Origin of the sequence: Chryseobacterium sp. 22532 (assembly GCF_052044665.1) — a bacterium.
Taxonomy (GTDB): domain Bacteria; phylum Bacteroidota; class Bacteroidia; order Flavobacteriales; family Weeksellaceae; genus Chryseobacterium; species Chryseobacterium lathyri.
In genome coordinates, this window is record NZ_JBQENJ010000006.1 from 34667 (window position 1) to 51606 (window position 16940).

The 16940-nt window shown below is 36.7% G+C and carries 17 protein-coding genes; 15 read left to right on the top strand and 2 right to left on the bottom strand.

What is annotated here, in order from left to right:
- Positions 1 to 31 precede the first annotated feature (31 nt).
- The 14 genes from ACTJIV_RS16280 to ACTJIV_RS16345 all read left to right on the top strand — a co-directional run bounded on the left by ACTJIV_RS16280 (position 32) and on the right by ACTJIV_RS16345 (position 14929).
- Positions 32 to 1960 carry an LTA synthase family protein gene (locus ACTJIV_RS16280; RefSeq protein ID WP_111956362.1) on the top strand — a complete coding sequence of 643 codons (1929 nt, stop codon included), beginning with the start codon at positions 32 to 34 and terminating at the stop codon, positions 1958 to 1960.
- A gap of 300 nt (positions 1961 to 2260) precedes the next feature.
- The gene (locus tag ACTJIV_RS16285; protein WP_111956364.1) at positions 2261 to 2680 is read left to right on the top strand and encodes a DUF2147 domain-containing protein; all 420 of its coding nucleotides are present in this window, start codon (positions 2261 to 2263) and stop codon (positions 2678 to 2680) included.
- Between the two features lie 105 nt (positions 2681 to 2785).
- Positions 2786 to 3283, top strand: coding sequence for an RNA polymerase sigma factor (locus tag ACTJIV_RS16290; RefSeq protein ID WP_440628695.1), 498 nt, complete (start codon positions 2786 to 2788; stop codon positions 3281 to 3283).
- 1 nt (position 3284) lies between these two features.
- Positions 3285 to 3899 (top strand): hypothetical protein, encoded by a 615-nt coding sequence (locus tag ACTJIV_RS16295; protein WP_440628697.1) that lies wholly within the window; start codon positions 3285 to 3287, stop codon positions 3897 to 3899.
- A 96-nt stretch (positions 3900 to 3995) separates the two neighbouring features.
- On the top strand, positions 3996 to 4976 hold the full coding sequence (locus tag ACTJIV_RS16300) for a pyruvate dehydrogenase complex E1 component subunit beta (protein WP_034709939.1): 981 nt from the start codon (positions 3996 to 3998) through the stop codon (positions 4974 to 4976).
- 115 nt (positions 4977 to 5091) lie between these two features.
- Positions 5092 to 7086: a KUP/HAK/KT family potassium transporter gene (locus ACTJIV_RS16305; protein ID WP_111956370.1), complete on the top strand. Its 1995-nt coding sequence runs from the start codon at positions 5092 to 5094 to the stop codon at positions 7084 to 7086.
- Between the two features lie 68 nt (positions 7087 to 7154).
- Positions 7155 to 7628: a Fur family transcriptional regulator gene (locus ACTJIV_RS16310; RefSeq protein ID WP_034706517.1), complete on the top strand. Its 474-nt coding sequence runs from the start codon at positions 7155 to 7157 to the stop codon at positions 7626 to 7628.
- A 3-nt stretch (positions 7629 to 7631) separates the two neighbouring features.
- On the top strand, positions 7632 to 9365 hold the full coding sequence (locus tag ACTJIV_RS16315; RefSeq protein WP_440628700.1) for an OstA-like protein: 1734 nt from the start codon (positions 7632 to 7634) through the stop codon (positions 9363 to 9365).
- A gap of 259 nt (positions 9366 to 9624) precedes the next feature.
- Positions 9625 to 10548: a hypothetical protein gene (locus tag ACTJIV_RS16320; protein WP_440628702.1), complete on the top strand. Its 924-nt coding sequence runs from the start codon at positions 9625 to 9627 to the stop codon at positions 10546 to 10548.
- A gap of 1 nt (position 10549) precedes the next feature.
- The gene (locus tag ACTJIV_RS16325; protein ID WP_111956376.1) at positions 10550 to 11377 is read left to right on the top strand and encodes a hypothetical protein; all 828 of its coding nucleotides are present in this window, start codon (positions 10550 to 10552) and stop codon (positions 11375 to 11377) included.
- Positions 11378 to 11379: 2 nt separating this feature from the next.
- On the top strand, positions 11380 to 12156 hold the full coding sequence (locus tag ACTJIV_RS16330; RefSeq protein ID WP_223560089.1) for a hypothetical protein: 777 nt from the start codon (positions 11380 to 11382) through the stop codon (positions 12154 to 12156).
- Positions 12157 to 12291: 135 nt separating this feature from the next.
- Positions 12292 to 13467, top strand: a complete 1176-nt coding sequence (locus tag ACTJIV_RS16335) for an aspartate aminotransferase family protein (RefSeq protein ID WP_440629044.1) — start codon at positions 12292 to 12294, stop codon at positions 13465 to 13467.
- A gap of 188 nt (positions 13468 to 13655) precedes the next feature.
- Positions 13656 to 14042 carry an START-like domain-containing protein gene (locus tag ACTJIV_RS16340; RefSeq protein WP_111956890.1) on the top strand — a complete coding sequence of 129 codons (387 nt, stop codon included), beginning with the start codon at positions 13656 to 13658 and terminating at the stop codon, positions 14040 to 14042.
- Positions 14043 to 14119: 77 nt separating this feature from the next.
- Positions 14120 to 14929 (top strand): aminotransferase class IV, encoded by an 810-nt coding sequence (locus ACTJIV_RS16345; RefSeq protein ID WP_440628705.1) that lies wholly within the window; start codon positions 14120 to 14122, stop codon positions 14927 to 14929.
- A gap of 80 nt (positions 14930 to 15009) precedes the next feature.
- Here the strand turns inward: ACTJIV_RS16345 and ACTJIV_RS16350 are convergent, their stop codons facing one another.
- Complete coding sequence (locus ACTJIV_RS16350; RefSeq protein ID WP_336378893.1) at positions 15010 to 15591, bottom strand: N-acetylmuramoyl-L-alanine amidase family protein; 582 nt, start codon at positions 15589 to 15591, stop codon at positions 15010 to 15012.
- A 106-nt stretch (positions 15592 to 15697) separates the two neighbouring features.
- A complete protein-coding gene (locus ACTJIV_RS16355) occupies positions 15698 to 16246 on the bottom strand; it encodes a YqgE/AlgH family protein (protein WP_111956384.1) in 549 nt (182 codons plus the stop codon).
- Positions 16247 to 16270: 24 nt separating this feature from the next.
- Here ACTJIV_RS16355 and pdxH point away from each other — a divergent pair, with 24 nt between their 5' ends.
- Positions 16271 to 16912, top strand: coding sequence for a pyridoxamine 5'-phosphate oxidase (gene pdxH / locus ACTJIV_RS16360; RefSeq protein WP_440628708.1), 642 nt, complete (start codon positions 16271 to 16273; stop codon positions 16910 to 16912).
- The last annotated feature ends 28 nt before the right edge of the window (positions 16913 to 16940 follow it).

The window sequence follows — 16940 nt, forward strand, 5'->3', positions numbered from 1 at the left end:
CATTAATAGTTTTTTGATGTAAATTTGCCGAATGAAATTTTTTAAAGAATTTAGAAAACAAGAAGTTCTGGTCCTTTTTTACCGGATTTTCTTAGCATATGTTTTTTATCAGATTGCCCGGCTTTTATTTTGGTACTTCAATAAAGAGCTCATCAAAGTAGATTCCGTTTCAGATTATCTCAACCTGGCATTTCATGGAATAGCCTTTGATACCACGGCGATCTTATATGTCAACGCTTTATTTATTCTCTTAAGCCTGGTCCCGATTGTCATCAATACAAAAAAAGGATACCAAACCGTTTTGTTCTGGCTGTACTTTATAACCAACGGAATTGCCTATGCCATGAATTTTGGGGATTTTGTCTATTATAAATTTTCGCAGGCAAGATTAACATCCACGGCATTAGAAGTTGCAAAACATGAAACCAACATTTTTAAAGTTTTCACGGTTTCATTGGGACAGCATCCATTTGTTCTCATATGGTTCATTATTTTAATGGCACTTTGGGTTTTCCTTTATAAAAAGGTGAAGATTACAGAACAGAAACCTGTAAAACTTATTCCATACTTTATCTGGTCAGTGCTTGTGCTTTGTGGCACGGCAGTTTTGGTTGTTGGAGGAATCCGCGGTGATTTCAAGCACAGTACTAGACCCATTAACCTAGTGGATGCCAACCGTTTTGTGGTGAATCCGCTTCAGGGCAATATAGTGTTGAACAGTACGTTTTCATTTTTCAGAACTTTAGGAACCAATAACTTTAAAGAAGTTCATTTTGTAGACGAAAAATATATTGCCGACCATGTTCAGCCTTATAAAATATATGATAGGAAAGTGGAGAACCGCCCCAATATTGTTATTTTTATTGTTGAATCTTTCGGCAGGGAATATTCAGGTGCTTTTAATAAAGACAAAAATATTAATGGCTATGTTTCCTATACACCATTTATAGACAGTCTTGCAGGCCAGAGCCTGATTTTCCCTAATATGTTTGCCAATGGAAGACAGTCCATTCATGGAATGAGCAGTGTGCTGGCTGGAATTCCAAGCCTTACCGATGCTTTCACAAGTTCGCCTTATTCCAATCAGAAAATCCAGTCTATTGTTTCAGTGTGTAATGATCTGGGGTATGATACTTCTTTTTATCATGGGGCTCCCAACGGGTCAATGGGCTTCCTTGGATTTGGAAATATATTGGGCTTTAAACATTATTTCGGGAAAAATGAATTCAACCATGATGAAGATTTCGACGGAATGTGGGCGATATGGGATGAGCCGTTTCTTCAGTATTTTGCAAAAAATACAGGGAAGACGCAGCCATTTATGACTACAGTATTTACTGCCTCATCACACCATCCGTTTAAAATCCCTGAAAAATACAAAGGGAAATTTAAAAAAGGAACCATAGAAATGCATGAACCGATCCAATATACGGATTATGCGATCAAAAAATATTTTGAAACTGCTAAAAAACAGCCTTGGTTCAATAATACCATCTTCGTTTTCACGGGAGATCATACCAACCAGATCGCTTATGGTGAATATGAAAAAGCTATGAACCGTTTTGCTGTTCCTCTGATATTGTATTCCCCAAATCCGAAATATAACCTTAAAGGCGTGAATCCTGAAACGGCACAGCAAATAGATATTTATCCTACACTTGCAGATCTTATCGGATACAATAAACAGATCAGAAGCTGGGGAAGAAGCCTTGTAAGCGATAAAAAATATCCGTCTATTGTAGTGAATTCAGATGGAAGTTCAGAACAGTTTATCATTGGAGATCATATGTACCGTTTCGACGGCAAGGAAATTACAGGAATATACGAGAAGAATGACCTCGGATTTGCAAACAATTTAATAGGAAAATTAAAGACCCCTGAAATAGAACAGGAAATGAAGACTGCAAAAGCTTGGTATCAGGATTATATGGACAGGGTAATCAATAGAAAACTTAAATAGTCTGAATTCAGGTTTGAGAATCTGAGGGCCCAGAGAGTTTTATGGTTTAGTTGATTGTTGATAGTTGCCGGTCAGAAACCCGCATCCTTAAGCTTTATGAGTTACTAAAATCTACAGTCAAAAGTCTCATATCTTGTGTCTGAAATCTGAAATCATCATAACTGTTCATTTAACCTTTTACACTTTGGCCTATCATATGCTTTGTATAGCAAAAGTTTTTGTCTGTTTAAAATTTAATTTATACATTTAGCAATAGATACATAACAAAAAACGTATATCAGAATTAAAACTATAAGAAATATGAAAAAATTATTATTAACATTCGTGCTTTCCCTGTTTGGCGTATTATCGTTTGCACAGATTGAAGGTAAATGGAAGACTATAGATGACGAAACAAAACAGGCTAAATCCATTGTTGAGATCTATAAAAAATCAGATGGGAAGTATTATGGAAAAGTTTCCCAGTTGCTTATAAAACCTGCAAATCCAAATTGTACAGGATGTAAGGATGACAGAAAAGGGAAGCCAATTTTAGGAATGGAGATCATCAGAGGTCTTAAAAAAGAAGGAGATGAATTTACAGGAGGAACTATTACTGACCCTAAAACAGGTAAAACTTATAAATGTACCATTACAAAAAGCGGTGATAAACTGAATGTAAGAGGATATATGGGGGTTTCTGTATTTGGAAGGACTCAGGTTTGGGACAAAGTGAATTAATCAGTTTTTATATAAACTTTAGGACGGTATTTCAGAAATGAGATACCGTTTTTATTTTTTAAAAAAAATTCTGTAACGAAAATAAAAATTTCCCACTCATAAGATATGAGCACAACACTGGAGAGAAATTTTGTTGATTTTTTTAAGCCCAACCAAAGGCTTATTCATAAAATATGCAAGATATATACAGATAATGCCGAAGACCATCAAGATCTTTTCCAGGAAATTACCATTCAGCTTTGGAGGTCCTTTCCCAGTTTTAAAGGAGAAGCCAAATTTTCTACTTGGATGTATAAGGTGGCACTTAATACGGCTATGACCCTTTTTAAGAAACCACAGAAAAAAGTATTGTGGCATTCTGATATAGACGTTTCCTCTTTGAAAATGGAATATGAAGTATATGAAGATGATGAATATAAATTGAGAAAAATGTACAAAGCCATTCACGAGCTGTCCGATGTAGAAAAAGCTTTAATTATGATGTACCTCGAAGACAGGCCATACAAAGAGATCGGTGAAATTCTGGGAATTACTGAAGGTAATGCAAGAGTGAAAATGAATAGGGCAAAGAATAATTTAAAAACCAAAATAAACACAAAATAATATGGAGGAACTGGAACTTTTAAAAAAAGACTGGAATAAGGATGAAGGTGAATTTAAAGATTATTCCGAAAATGAAATTTATATCATGATTAAAAACAAATCTGTTTCTGTGGCAAAAACTTTATTCCTGATAGGCTCGGTAGAAATTGTACTCTGGTCTGTCTATGGGTATATTAATGGCGAATTTCCATATCTAAGGATAATCCTGTTTTCCGTATTTATAATTCTGACAGTTTTGCTGTTTCGTAGGTTGAAAGCTGGGCAGGACTCCTTATCATTAATAAAAAACATTCTGAATATAAGAAGGCTTATCTTTGGGTATGCCGGGATTTCTTTTCTTCTGATCATTCTGGATAACCTGATCCATTTCAATATCTATACAAAAGATTTTATGGCAGGAGCAAAAGATGGGTGGAATAATGGGCACCATATTCTAAAACGTTCCAACCCTGATAGTATGGTCCCTGAATTGGGGAATTATGTAATATTTGGATTTTTTATGTTACTAGGATTTTATATTCTGTATCTTATTTATAAAAGAACATATGGGAAAATTCTGTCAAACCTTAGGAAAAACTACAGAGAACTCAACCGCACTGAAGAAAAGCCTCTCTGATTAAATAATTAAGGTTTCTCATTCAATGAGATGCCTTTTTTGTTATGTTAGTAATAAAAAAACACTATTTTTGTAGTCTAAATTTTTCAAATAAATATGGCAGAATATACTTTTCGTGAGGTAATTGCACAAGCAATGAGCGAGGAAATGCGTAAAGACGAATCCATTTTTTTAATGGGGGAGGAAGTTGCAGAATACAATGGTGCGTATAAAGCTTCAAAAGGAATGTTGGATGAATTTGGTCCTAAAAGAGTAATCGATACACCCATTGCTGAGCTTGGTTTTACAGGGATTGCTGTAGGAGCTGCGATGAATGGTAACAGACCAATTGTAGAGTATATGACGTTCAATTTCTCATTGGTAGGTATTGATCAGATTATTAATAATGCGGCGAAAATCCGTCAGATGAGTGGTGGTCAGTGGAACTGTCCTATCGTTTTCAGAGGACCTACTGCTTCGGCAGGACAATTAGGAGCTACACACTCCCAGGCGTTTGAAAACTGGTTTGCGAATGTTCCGGGACTTAAAGTAGTGGTTCCTTCAAATCCTTACGATGCGAAAGGATTGTTGAAAACTGCTATCCAGGATAATGATCCGGTTATTTTCATGGAATCTGAGCAGATGTATGGCGACAAAATGGAAATTCCTGAAGAAGAATATTATTTGCCAATAGGTAAAGCAGATATCAAGAGAGAAGGTACAGACGTTACTTTGGTTTCTTTCGGTAAAATCATGAAGCTGGCTATTCAGGCTGCTGAAGATATGGCTAAAGAGGGAATCTCTGTAGAAGTGATCGACCTTAGAACCGTTCGTCCTCTTGATTTTGATACTGTTTTAGCTTCCGTTAAAAAAACAAACAGACTGGTGATCTTGGAAGAAGCCTGGCCATTCGCTTCGATATCTTCTGAAATTACATATATGGTACAGCAGAAAGCATTCGACTATCTGGATGCGCCAATCAAGAGAATTACTACTCCTGATGCGCCTGCGCCTTACTCCGCTGCATTATTTGCAGAATGGTTCCCTAAACTTGAAAAAGTAAAAGAGGAGATCAAAAAAGCGATGTACGTAAAATAACTATTATAGAGAAAAACTTCCGAAAGGAAGTTTTTTCATTTATTCTATTCATGAAGAATAGTTCTCGACGTCATAAAATTAGTATAAATTTGCGCGTTTAAAAAAATAAGCTGATATGGCAGACCTTACAGAAGATGGTTATCATTTTGACATAAAGAAACTTTCTTTTATTGGAGTTTTAGTCTCTCTCGGAATTGTGTTCGGAGATATTGGAACATCTCCGCTTTACGTAATGAAAGCAATTGTAAATGCAAAAGACGGAGGTAGTAATATGCCTTTCAACGAATATATAGAAGGGGCGTTATCCTGTATCATCTGGACACTTACCCTTCAGACTACAATAAAATATGTGATCATTGCTCTAAGGGCAGATAACAAAGGGGAAGGAGGTATTTTAGCTTTATTCTCATTAGTTAAAAACCTTAAAAAAGGATGGCTATATCTTATCGCTATCATAGGTGCAGCAGCACTCATCGCGGATGGGGTGATTACGCCTTCACTTACAGTAATGTCAGCTATTGAAGGTCTGGAAATTTATAATCCCCATACACCTGTTGTGCCCATTACCATTGGAATTTTGATTGTAATTTTTGTAGTACAGCAATTCGGAACCAGTTTTATCGGGAAATTTTTTGGCCCTGTAATGGTTGTCTGGTTTTTAGTTCTAGGAGGTTTGGGAGTAATGCATTTAAGCGAAAATTTAGAAATTTTAAGATCTTTCAACCCTTACTATGCCTACAAGCTTATTGCAAATTCTCCAAGTGCAATTGTCATTCTTGGTGCTGTTTTCCTGTGTACAACAGGGGCAGAAGCTCTCTACTCGGACTTAGGACACTGCGGTGCCAAAAATATAAGAGTAAGTTGGGGATTTGTTAAGATCATGCTTATTTTAAACTATCTTGGACAAGGGGCATGGTTATTAACCAATCATGGGAAGCCTGGATTTTCTGTAATCAACCCATTCTTTGGAATCATGGAAGAGTGGATGATTGTACCAGGAGTAATTTTGGCTACTGCAGCAGCAATTATTGCAAGTCAGGCCTTGATTACAGGTTCTTTTACCATTTTCTCAGAAGCAATGTCTCTTAATTTATGGCCTAATCAAAAAATTGATTACCCTTCCGGAGTTAAAGGACAAATGTATATTCCAAGAATCAACTGGGGACTTCTTATTCTGTGTATTATTGTTGTGCTTCATTTTAGGGAATCAGGGAAAATGGAAGCTGCATATGGACTTTCCATTACAGTAACCATGCTGATGACGACAGTACTGCTGGTTTTCTGGTTGTTGAAGCATAGAGTAAGCAAAGTATTAATTGTACTTTTTGCTTTAGTTTATATGGCTATTGAACTAGGATTTTTCAGTGCAAATATCATCAAGTTCATGGAAGGTGGATGGATTACGGTTGTCCTGGCTGGTTCTATTGGAATTTCAATGTACGCATGGTATAATGGAAGACTGATAAAAACAAGATTTATCCAGTTTGTAAAAATAGAGAAATATGTCGCCATCATAAAAGATATGAAACTGGATGAAAGCATTCCCAAATATGCAACTAATCTTGCTTACCTGAGCAGAGCCAAAAGGAATGATGAAGTAGAATCGAAAATTATCTATTCCATCATCAAGAAGCAGCCCAAAAGAGCGGATCATTATTTCATATTAAGTATTGTTAATCAGGAAGATCCATATACTTTCAAATATACGGTAGACGAAATTCTGCCGGGAACCGTATACAAAGTCAATTTCCTTCTAGGATTTAAAGTAGACCGTAGAATCAATGATTATTTTAATATGGTACTGAAAGATCTTATGGCAGACGGAACCATTCCATCAAGAAGCAGTCATCCGTCCCTGAGAGCGCACAACATTCCGCCGGATCTGAAATACGTAATTATTGATAATACATATATCAACGATATACTTTTAACTGTTAAACAGAAGATTACACTCAATATCTACAATTTTGTGAAGTACATCGGAAGTGATGATTTCAAAGCTTGGGGGGTATCTTCTCACAACGTAGAAGTGGAGTCTGCCCCGATTACAGAGCTTACGGTTTACGATAACAAGATTGAGCAATCCGGCTTCTTCCGTCATAATTCCTAAAAACAAGGGGTAAGAAACCATATCGCCTATTTAAATAAAAATCAATAAATTTGTAGATAATTTTTTTGATGGATACAGTACAAAAAGAAAAAAATATTGCTTTGATTAAGGATGTTCTCCGAAACTACCTTTTAGAAAAGGGTTTCAGAAACACACCTGAACGATATACGATATTAGAAGAGATTTATAGTATGGATCATCACTTCAATGTGGATGATCTGTATCTTCTTATGATGCAGAAGAAATATCATGTTTCAAAAGCAACGATTTACAACACTATTGAAATTTTCCTCGATGCAGGTTTAATCCGTAAGCATCAGTTTGGAGAAAAAACATTGACCTCTTCATCTTATGAGAAGTCTTATTTTGATAAACAGCATGACCATTTGGTAATCTACAAAAAAGGCTCTGATAAGGAAATTGAAGAAATTATCGAATTCTGTGATCCGAGAATACAGGGAATTAAAGAAGCAATTGAAGAAGCATTTGGCGTAAATATTGATTCGCATTCGCTGTATTTCTATGGTACTAAGAATGATTAATCAATGAGAATAATCCTTTTTCTGTTAATTTTTATTTCTGCGTTCAGCTCCGCACAGGACAATAAAACTACGCAGATGGACCCTTATATCCAAAATAAAACGAAACCTACACCTGCAGTAAGACCAGAAGATAAGGTGAAAATCATCCATTCCGATGAATTTAAAAAAGACACCAAGTACGAAGGAAACCAGTACATGGTAGGTCATGTTCAGATAGAACATCAGGGATCTATTCTGTATGCTGATGAAGTTATTCTGTACAATGATCAAAGCCTTGTAAAAGCTATTGGCAATGCAAAGCTTCAAAATGCAGACGGCTCTGTGATTACTGCCCATGAAATGGAGTACAATGGGGTTACGCAGAAAGGAGTTGCTAAAAAAGATGTTGTTCTTACCGATCCGAAACAGACCATTAAAACCGACATTCTGTATTATGACAGGCTTGCCAACCAGGCGTACTTCAATACCGGAGGAACTATTTCCGATGCGCAGAATGTTATGTATACCAAATCTGCAACCTACTTTCTTGACACCAAAATGATCGACTTTGTTGGGAACGTTAAAATTGACAGTCCGGATTATATCATAGAAGGTCCCAATATCAAACAAAATCAAAATACAAAGGTTGCTGAGTTTTTTGGTCCTACAACAATTACCAACCGCGCCAATCCCAAAAACAGGATTTACACCGAAAGAGGAACCTATAGGATGGAAACTAAGGAGGCTTTCCTTAATAAAAATTCCAAAATTTTTTATAATGACAAGATCCTTACAGGAGATGATATGTATTTTAACAATATCACCGGGTTCGGTAAGGCAACCGGAAATGTTACACTCGATGATCCTATAGAAAAAAGATATATCAAAGGCGGTTACGGAGAAGTTTTTCAGAAAAAAGATTCTGCTATGATGACCAAGAGTCCTTATGCTGTTAAAATCATGGAAAAAGACTCTATTTATTTTGCTGCAGAAAAAATCCTTTCCTACCAGAGACCCGATTCAGCAGATATTACAATAAAGAAAAGCTTTTTAAGAGCTTACAAAAAAGCACGTATCTTCAAATCAAATGCCCAGGGGAGAGCAGATTCTATCGCATTCAATGAAACAGACGGCATTATGCATATGTATACCAATCCTATTCTTTGGAGTGGTGAAAAACAGGTAACAGGAGATAAGGTTGAAGCTTATTTTAATACCAAAACTGAAAATATAGACTCGCTTAAAGTAATTGGAAATGCTTTTGCGATCAGCAAAGTAGATTCATTAAACCTTAAAGATGAATTTAATCAGGTAAAAGGTAAATTTATGACCGTTTACTATGAAAATAATGATATTAAGGAAGCCAGAGTAGTAGGAAATGCACAGTCAATTGTTTATGTAGACGATGTAGATCAGGAAACTAAGCAGCCTCAGAGAATAGGAATTACCCTTTCTACCTGTGGGATCATTGGAGCTTTATTTGAAGAAAGAACCTTACAGATCATATCATGCAGTATAGGGGCCAATTCAGATACCTACCCAATGAGTAAAATAGAACCTGAAAAGAGAAAGTTCCCCGATTTTAACTGGAATACCAAGGACCGCATCAGAAAATGGCAGGATATCCTTGTAGACAGCCCTAATTATGAAGAAATAAAGTATTCCGCGGATAATGAACTGTTTAATCAGGCTCAGGAAGCAATAGACAAGGAAAGAGCTAAAGAAGAAGCCAAAAAGCCTAAACGGGTACGGAAATAGACTCAATATTTTTCAACAAAGAATAAAAAATCACCATTTTAAATCAAAAAATGGTGATTTTCTTTATGATGAATGTGAAAATACGGTTGAAATGCAGTAAAATAATTGTTTTTTTCAATCATTACAATAGATTATTTAGTTCTCGAATGCCGCTTTAAATCTATGTTTTGTTTTTTTCATTTTTTATTTAACATTTTTTTTTATGATTTAAGCTGTAATATTTTATAAATTTAAAGGAAGAATGATAAAAAAATTTAAAATGAAAATCGACTATTTCCTCTTAGTCCTTATTTGTTGCTTTATAAGGATTAACGCACAGGTTGGGATTTCGAAAGCTCCAGGTTTCCAACCCGACACAAGATCACTTTTACATGTAAAACAGGATGATAACGCAGCCAGATTGCCAAGGACTAACACTGCTTCAGTACTGCCGGCATCTGCTACTGGTACCACAGGAAACGGAACTCAGGGTTCTATTATCTTCAACAAAGAAACAGGAAGTATTGTTCAGAATGACGGTACGGTATGGAAAATCTCAGATCCTATTGTAACGGCCTTAAAGAACAATAAAATGGCCCGTTTTATAAGAAGCGCTGCCATAACGGCAGATTGCGGAACGTGTGGATTGGGATGTGGAGGGGAAAACAGACTTTGCCCGCAAACAGGAGGAGCAATGGATGTTCCGTTTACAAGTGCCAGCCCAAGTTATAATGATATTTCAGCAGATGTTTCTCTTGCGTCGGCTACAAGTAATATTATTAATATCAAGACAAGAGGTTTGTATAAAATTTCTTTCAAAAGTGGAGCTATAGATGTTAAGACCCCGGCTTTGTGTGTAGGAGTAACAATTAATCTATACTCAAAGGTTGATTTGGAAACAAGTACTGCAGCAGCTCCTGCTACATGGAAGCCTATTACAAATAACACCACAAGTTCCACCAGCGGTGCATTATCCTTAGGAAGCTTATCTCCGGGAGCTATTGATGTAGGACAGTCATTAGTTCTTACTTATGTAGGCAGCTTTGAAGCAGGCGACAATTTAAGACTTAGGTTCTATGGGAACCAGAACATTGGAACAGGGGTTTGTACCGGCATTATTGGCGGAAATATATTGTCTTTTTCAATGAATACTACAGGAAACGCAGTGTCAGAAATCATTGTTGAAAAAATAAATATGCAATAAAATGAAAAAGATAATATTAATTTTAGTGTGTTTATTTCAATACGGCTTAAATGCACAGGTAGTCATTGGTGACAACATTCCCAGCAATCAGAATATATTAAAAATAAAAGACGGAACCAGAGGAGCAATACTTCCTTATTCCAATACCTATACCACTTTTCCTAAATATGATGCTGCATCACCGGATCTCTTTAGTGATTATCCTAACCTTGTAGGAGGGCTTATATATGATAAAGCCGACGATCAATATTATAAATACGATGGCTATGCCTGGAACCCTGCAAGACAGATACAGGGAATCTTTCAGCCTAAAGGTTCAAGATTGGGAATTTCTTCCGGGATTACAATCCCCTGCCTGGCTTTTGGTCTTGGAATATGCCTTTCCTTAGGATCTCCCCAGTATCTTGCACCGGATGATAAAAGCCAGGTTCTTGTTGATAACCTTCTTATGAAAAATGCAAGTTCGGTGACCATAAAACAAAATGGAATGTATGACGTAGCAGCAGCTCTAGGTTTTACCGGGGGCAGTGTGGGAGCCCAGATAGGTGTTACAGAATTTAAATTGACACTGCAGGTTAAATATACTCCGGCTTCGGCTTGGGAAACTGTTGTTACCAAGAGTAATTATTCTATTATATTTATCATTGATACTCAGGGAAGTAAAACATCCAGTTTTTCCCAAACAATATCCTTACCTGCTGGTGCAGAACTGAGAGTTGTTCCAACGATAACAACTATTGGGGGGTCCGGAGGATCTCTTGCCGCATACGGAACGGATAGCAGTTCTATCAACTCATATATTGGAGCCCGTTTAATTAAAGCTTACTAGTGATGAAAAAATATATATTCTGCCTGTTCTTGTTTTCAATAAGCATTTACAGTGCGCAAGTTAATTTTACAAACATACCAAACCCTGATTCCAATGCTAATGGTAATGATCAGGTAATGATGTACATAACAAATACAAGTGAAGCAACCGGAGTTAAAGGTTTCGGTTTACCTGCGGTTGAAACTGCCACCGATTTGCCTTATACCGGAGTAAACGCTCCTGCCACAAGGATAGAAGTTTTAAGAGGCATGCTCATATTTGTGAAAAGTACAGGCCAGGTAATGGTATTCGACGGGCTTGTGTGGAGCAAAGCCTTTGAAATTGAATCTGATAATATTTCCAGGTTTACGATAAATCCTGTCAATACGACTTCAGGTTCTGTAATGTTGCCTATTAATTCCTTAATTGACAAGCCTAATTTTTTAGCAGATCCGTTAAAGCTTAAAACAAATGTTCCGACAACAGGTGCAGATTTAAACAGGCTTTATATCCGTCAAAGCGGTTTGTACAGAATTAATGTAAGCCTGAACTTTACAGGTGCTGCAGGTACATTTAGCAGCAGACTGGGAGCAAGTTTATATGTCAACGATGCCAAGAGATTCCAGCTTTTGGAAAATGCGGTGAATTTTGATGGCACAGTCAGAAAAATCAGCCTGGATTTTTCAGTGTATGCAGTTCAGGGACAGTATATTACTTTAGAGGCTATTTCTGAAGTCGGGGGAACAACTGCTTATAATGTGATTAACAACAGTTATGTAACAGTCGAAAAAGTACTTTAAATTAGTCTTCTACTTTTTATTATTTATATGAAATTACCCTTGAGATCATCAGGGGTGATTTTTTTATTCCCGACAGATAATTTCTACATGTGCTGAATCTTTTTTAGCTTTGCTGAAAATTTTTGCGAAATGGAAATGCATAAAGACTTTTTTATATATCAGGCACAGACCACAAAATTTGCCGCAGGTTTTGAAGTGGAAAAGGCAGAAGGAAGTTATATCTACGGAACAGATGGAAGAAAATATCTGGATTTCGTGGCAGGCGTTTCTGCCAATACTTTAGGGCATTCACATCCTAAAGTGGTGGAAGCCATTAAGGAGCAGGCAGACAAATACCTGCATGTAATGGTATATGGAGAATATGCACAGGAAAAACCTGTAGCATTGTGCAAACTTCTTGCAGAAGCTACTCCCGATCCCTTGGAAATTACCTACCTGGTAAACAGTGGGGCAGAAGCTATTGACGGAAGTCTTAAGCTGGCTAAGCGTTATACAGGAAGAGAAGAAATTGTTTCCTTTAAAAATTCATATCACGGTAACACGCACGGCGCATTGAGTGTGTCTGGAAACGAAACCCATAAAAGAGAATTCCGCCCGCTGTTGCCTATGGTCAGCTTTATAGAATTCAACAATGAAAATGATCTGGATAAAATTACAGATAAAACTGCCTGTGTGATTCTTGAAACCATTCAGGGAGCAGCAGGATTTTTAGTTCCGGAAGGTGATTATTTAATCAAGCTTAAAAGAAGATGTGAAGAAGTAGGTGCACTTCTGATCCTCGATGAAATCCAGCCCGGGTTTGGCAGAACCGGTAAATTATTCTCTTTCGAACATTTCGGAATTGTTCCCGATATCCTTGTTATGGGGAAAGGAATGGGCGGAGGAGTGCCGGTAGGTGCTTTTATGAGCTCCAGGGAAATTATGGAAACCCTGTCACATTCACCAAAGTTGGGACATATTACAACATTTGGAGGCAATCCTCTGATTGCAGCCGCCAGTTATGCTACCTTGAAAGAAGTTTTAGAAAGCGGTCTGATGGATGAAACCGTAGAAAAAGAAAAACTGTTCAGAGAACTGCTTGTCCATCCAAAGATTAAAAATATCAACGGAAAAGGCTTAATGCTGGCCGTAAATCTCAGAACACCAGAATATACCCTTGAAGTGGCTAAAAAGTGTATGGAAAAGGGGCTTATTGTATTTTGGCAGCTCTACAGAAATGAATACATGAGAATTTCGCCCCCACTTACTATTTCGATGGATGAAATCAGACAGGGATGCCAGATCATTCTGGATGTTTTAAATGAAAAATAGACGATAAAACTCTCCAAAATGGAGAGTTTTTTTATGTATTACATGGCAGTTTTCGGACTGAAAATTATATTCATAAAATATTTAAAAGCTGTGATAAATATCATGAAGATTCTTTAAAAAAATAACCGCTTTTTAGTGTAATAAAAAAATTAATTTATATATTGCGGGACGATAAAAACAAAGATTATATGGCTAAACATAAAGTCCATTACGAATTTCCAATGCATTGTTTATCAGAGATTTTATACGAATATCTGGCGACGGCAGAGGGATTATCTGAATGGTTTGCGGATGAGGTAACAGAGAAAGGCGATGATTTCTTTTTTAGCTGGGGAGGAGGACCTGCTGAAAAGGCCACTTTGATTAGATATAAGCCTGAAGGTTTCGTTCGTTTCAGATGGGAAGAAGATGAGGGAACTAAAAATTTCTTTGAAATGACGATCACAATAGATGATATTACAGAAGATTTGGCTTTAAATATTACAGATTTCTGTGAAGAAGGTGGTGAAGAAGAAAATGCACTGTATTGGGAAAACCTTATAGAAAACCTTAGAATAAAATTAGGTGCGGCATAAGCCGTACACTATTGAATGGTAAAACTGATGAACGATTTATCGTTCATTATTTTTTTATAAATAAATCACTTCAAAAATTGGAAAATCAATATTTTACATCAGACGGATTAAATGTAAAGAACAGAGCGTTCCTTTTGGGCGACGCAGTAAAGGTTTCTTTCTTCGTGAGAAACAGAGAATTGATTATGGATGAGGAATGTTATTTCTTCTTAATGGCCTCCATGAGAAAAATGAGAATGAATATTCCGCTTACCTATACCCTGGAATTTTTTCAGACCCTTTTTCATAAAGATGTTATTGATGGCAGAGGAATAAAAAATGGAATAATCAATTTTCAGGTTTTCAGAAATAATGATGCGGTGACCGTTTCAAAATCTTCCGTATCATATTTTTATGAAGTAACGGAATCGGACGATGTACTTGCGGTTCACCAGAGAGCACTGGAAATGGATCTTATCAAGGAAATCAATGTAAACAATAATTTGTTAAGCAATATCAGGGTTCATTGTCCGGAAAATATTTACGGAGGCATTTATGCGGAAGAAAATGATTTGGATGATGTCATTCTGCTTAATCCGAACAAAAGGATTGCGCGTACAACTTCCGGAAATTTATTATTTTTAGAAGGAAATGTCATAAAAGTTCCCAAGCAGTCCGAAGGGGCATACATCTCTCCTTTGATGGAGAATTTCGTGACTTTCTTACATAAAAATAACCTTGCCGATGTTCAGGAACATGAGATAATAGCTTTTGAATCACAAAAGGCAGAAGAGATTTTAATGATCTCTGATGAGAAAGGCATATTTTGTGTAGGTAAAATAAGAAATAAGACTTTTGAAAGCTCCCGTTTTATAGAAATGGTGGAAAGCTGGAAGAATAGTTTTTAAAATTGACAAACCCGGTAAACAACAAAGTACCCAAGTCCTTTACCGGGTTTTATTCTGAATAATCAGAAATTGTTTCTTATTTAGTATTCACGGATGATCTCTGTGAATTTTTGAGCGATTTCTTTCTGTCCGTTTTCGCTGGTAACATATTCCCTGTCTTTAGTATTATTAATAAAGCCAAGTTCTACCAATACTGCAGGAGCTTTTGTTTCTCTCAGCATGTGGAGATTACGTTCCTCGATTTTAGCGACATTAAATTTCTTTGAAATTTTTTCTGCAAGTTTTTTTGAGCCGTCAGTATTCTGAATATACACTTCAGTTCCCTGTTTTGGAGTTTCCTTGTGAGGACTGCTATTCATATGAAGAGAAATAACAATTTCAGGGTTCAGCTTGTTGATTATGGCTGTTCTATCCTGAAGGGTTGGAGATGTGTCAGAATCCCGCGTCAATACCACTTCATACTGATCATGATTTTCATTCAGTTTCTGGATCTCTCTGGCAATATTTATTGTAATCTCTTTTTCGGAGAATTTATCGAATACTGACCCCATATCATTTCCGCCATGTCCGGCATCTATAACGATATACTTTTTATTGATAGGAGTAAATGATAAAAATGAAGCAGAAAAGACTGATAAAGCAAGTAATTTGATTCCTTTCATGTCAGTGGTTTTGGTTTTTCAAATAACGTGAATTCTTTCTTTAAAATTGGTTAACATAATCTTAAAATTTGTTAATGTTTTTAAAGTGTATCAGATAGGAATTCAGCTAGTTAAGAGAAATGTCTTCAGGCGAATTGGCCCATAGCAGATATTCCCCGCCGAGGTTCTGCATAATCGACTTCCAGAGGGTCTGATCATTAGGAAGTGTATAGTCTAAATTGTAAATATCTACTACAGTCCACATCTTCCTCTGTATCTCATCATCCAGTTGCCCGGCAGACCATCCTGAGTATCCTGAGAAAATTTTCACATCATTGATGCTGAGTTCTTTATTAAGAACAGCACTGATAATGCTTTCAATGTCTTCCGTAATATAAAATCCCTTACTGATCTCAGAATAGACCTCGGTAACCTTTTTTTCTTTAACGATAAAAAAGACCTTGTCGTTTTCCACAGGACCACCATCATAAACCTCTATTTTGAAATCAAAAAAGTTTTTGAACTTACTACTCATCTGGCTATTTTTTTTGTTCAATATCAAACCAAATGCCCCGCTTTCGTTATGCTCAACGATCAACACCACCGATCTCGAAAAAATATCGCCGGAAATGTCAGGTGTGGAAATTAATATTTTACCTTTGTATGAGTAATTCATACTCAAATTTAATAAAAAATATTTATGGAAAACCTGCACGACAAGAGAAAAGTGTATGAGAAATCCCAACTTATTGAAAGTGAGATAAAACAAAATCCCATTGAACAGTTTAGAGACTGGTTTCTCGAGGCCAGCAATAGTCCGGCGGTCTCAGAAGCCAATGCCATGGCTGTTTCTACTTTAGAGGAAGATGGATGTCCGAGGACCAGAATGGTGCTGCTTAAGGAATATACTTATGAAGGATTTATTTTCTATACCAACTATACCAGCAGAAAAGGAAAAGCAATAGAAAACAACCATAAGGCCTGTCTTAGTTTTTTCTGGCCAAATCTTGAAAGGCAGATCATTATTAAAGCAGATCTTGAAAGAATTGCAGAAAATCTGAGTGACGGATATTTCCATTCAAGGCCTAAAGGAAGTCAGCTTGGAGCGGTCGTTTCCCCCCAAAGTCAGGCAATTCCGAACAGGGAGTTTCTGGAAGAAAAGTTAAAAGAACTGGAAAAAGAATATGAAACCAGTGAGATCCCAAGACCTGCTAACTGGGGCGGATATATTGCAAAACCCTATGAGATTGAATTCTGGCAAGGAAGACCCAACCGCCTTCATGACAGGATTGTTTATCAGCTCGAAAACCTGGACTGGAAGATTTCTAGATTAGCACCATAGGAATTAGAAGCTAGAAATTAGAGATTAG

Bases quoted from the DNA above. Each gene is read 5' to 3' on its own strand.
- ACTJIV_RS16280 (WP_111956362.1), top strand. From the start codon at position 32: ATGAAATTTTTTAAAGAATTTAGAAAACAAGAAGTTCTGGTCCTTTTT.
- ACTJIV_RS16315 (WP_440628700.1), top strand. From the start codon at position 7,632: ATGAGAATAATCCTTTTTCTGTTAATTTTTATTTCTGCGTTCAGCTCC.
- ACTJIV_RS16335 (WP_440629044.1), top strand. From the start codon at position 12,292: ATGCATAAAGACTTTTTTATATATCAGGCACAGACCACAAAATTTGCC.
- ACTJIV_RS16305 (WP_111956370.1), top strand. From the start codon at position 5,092: ATGGCAGACCTTACAGAAGATGGTTATCATTTTGACATAAAGAAACTT.
- ACTJIV_RS16355 (WP_111956384.1), bottom strand. From the start codon at position 16,246: ATGAATTACTCATACAAAGGTAAAATATTAATTTCCACACCTGACATT.
- pdxH (WP_440628708.1), top strand. From the start codon at position 16,271: ATGGAAAACCTGCACGACAAGAGAAAAGTGTATGAGAAATCCCAACTT.
- ACTJIV_RS16340 (WP_111956890.1), top strand. From the start codon at position 13,656: ATGGCTAAACATAAAGTCCATTACGAATTTCCAATGCATTGTTTATCA.
- ACTJIV_RS16300 (WP_034709939.1), top strand. From the start codon at position 3,996: ATGGCAGAATATACTTTTCGTGAGGTAATTGCACAAGCAATGAGCGAG.
- ACTJIV_RS16320 (WP_440628702.1), top strand. From the start codon at position 9,625: ATGAAAATCGACTATTTCCTCTTAGTCCTTATTTGTTGCTTTATAAGG.
- ACTJIV_RS16310 (WP_034706517.1), top strand. From the start codon at position 7,155: ATGGATACAGTACAAAAAGAAAAAAATATTGCTTTGATTAAGGATGTT.
- ACTJIV_RS16350 (WP_336378893.1), bottom strand. From the start codon at position 15,591: ATGAAAGGAATCAAATTACTTGCTTTATCAGTCTTTTCTGCTTCATTT.
- ACTJIV_RS16295 (WP_440628697.1), top strand. From the start codon at position 3,285: ATGGAGGAACTGGAACTTTTAAAAAAAGACTGGAATAAGGATGAAGGT.
- ACTJIV_RS16285 (WP_111956364.1), top strand. From the start codon at position 2,261: ATGAAAAAATTATTATTAACATTCGTGCTTTCCCTGTTTGGCGTATTA.
- ACTJIV_RS16325 (WP_111956376.1), top strand. From the start codon at position 10,550: ATGAAAAAGATAATATTAATTTTAGTGTGTTTATTTCAATACGGCTTA.
- ACTJIV_RS16330 (WP_223560089.1), top strand. From the start codon at position 11,380: ATGAAAAAATATATATTCTGCCTGTTCTTGTTTTCAATAAGCATTTAC.
- ACTJIV_RS16290 (WP_440628695.1), top strand. From the start codon at position 2,786: ATGAGCACAACACTGGAGAGAAATTTTGTTGATTTTTTTAAGCCCAAC.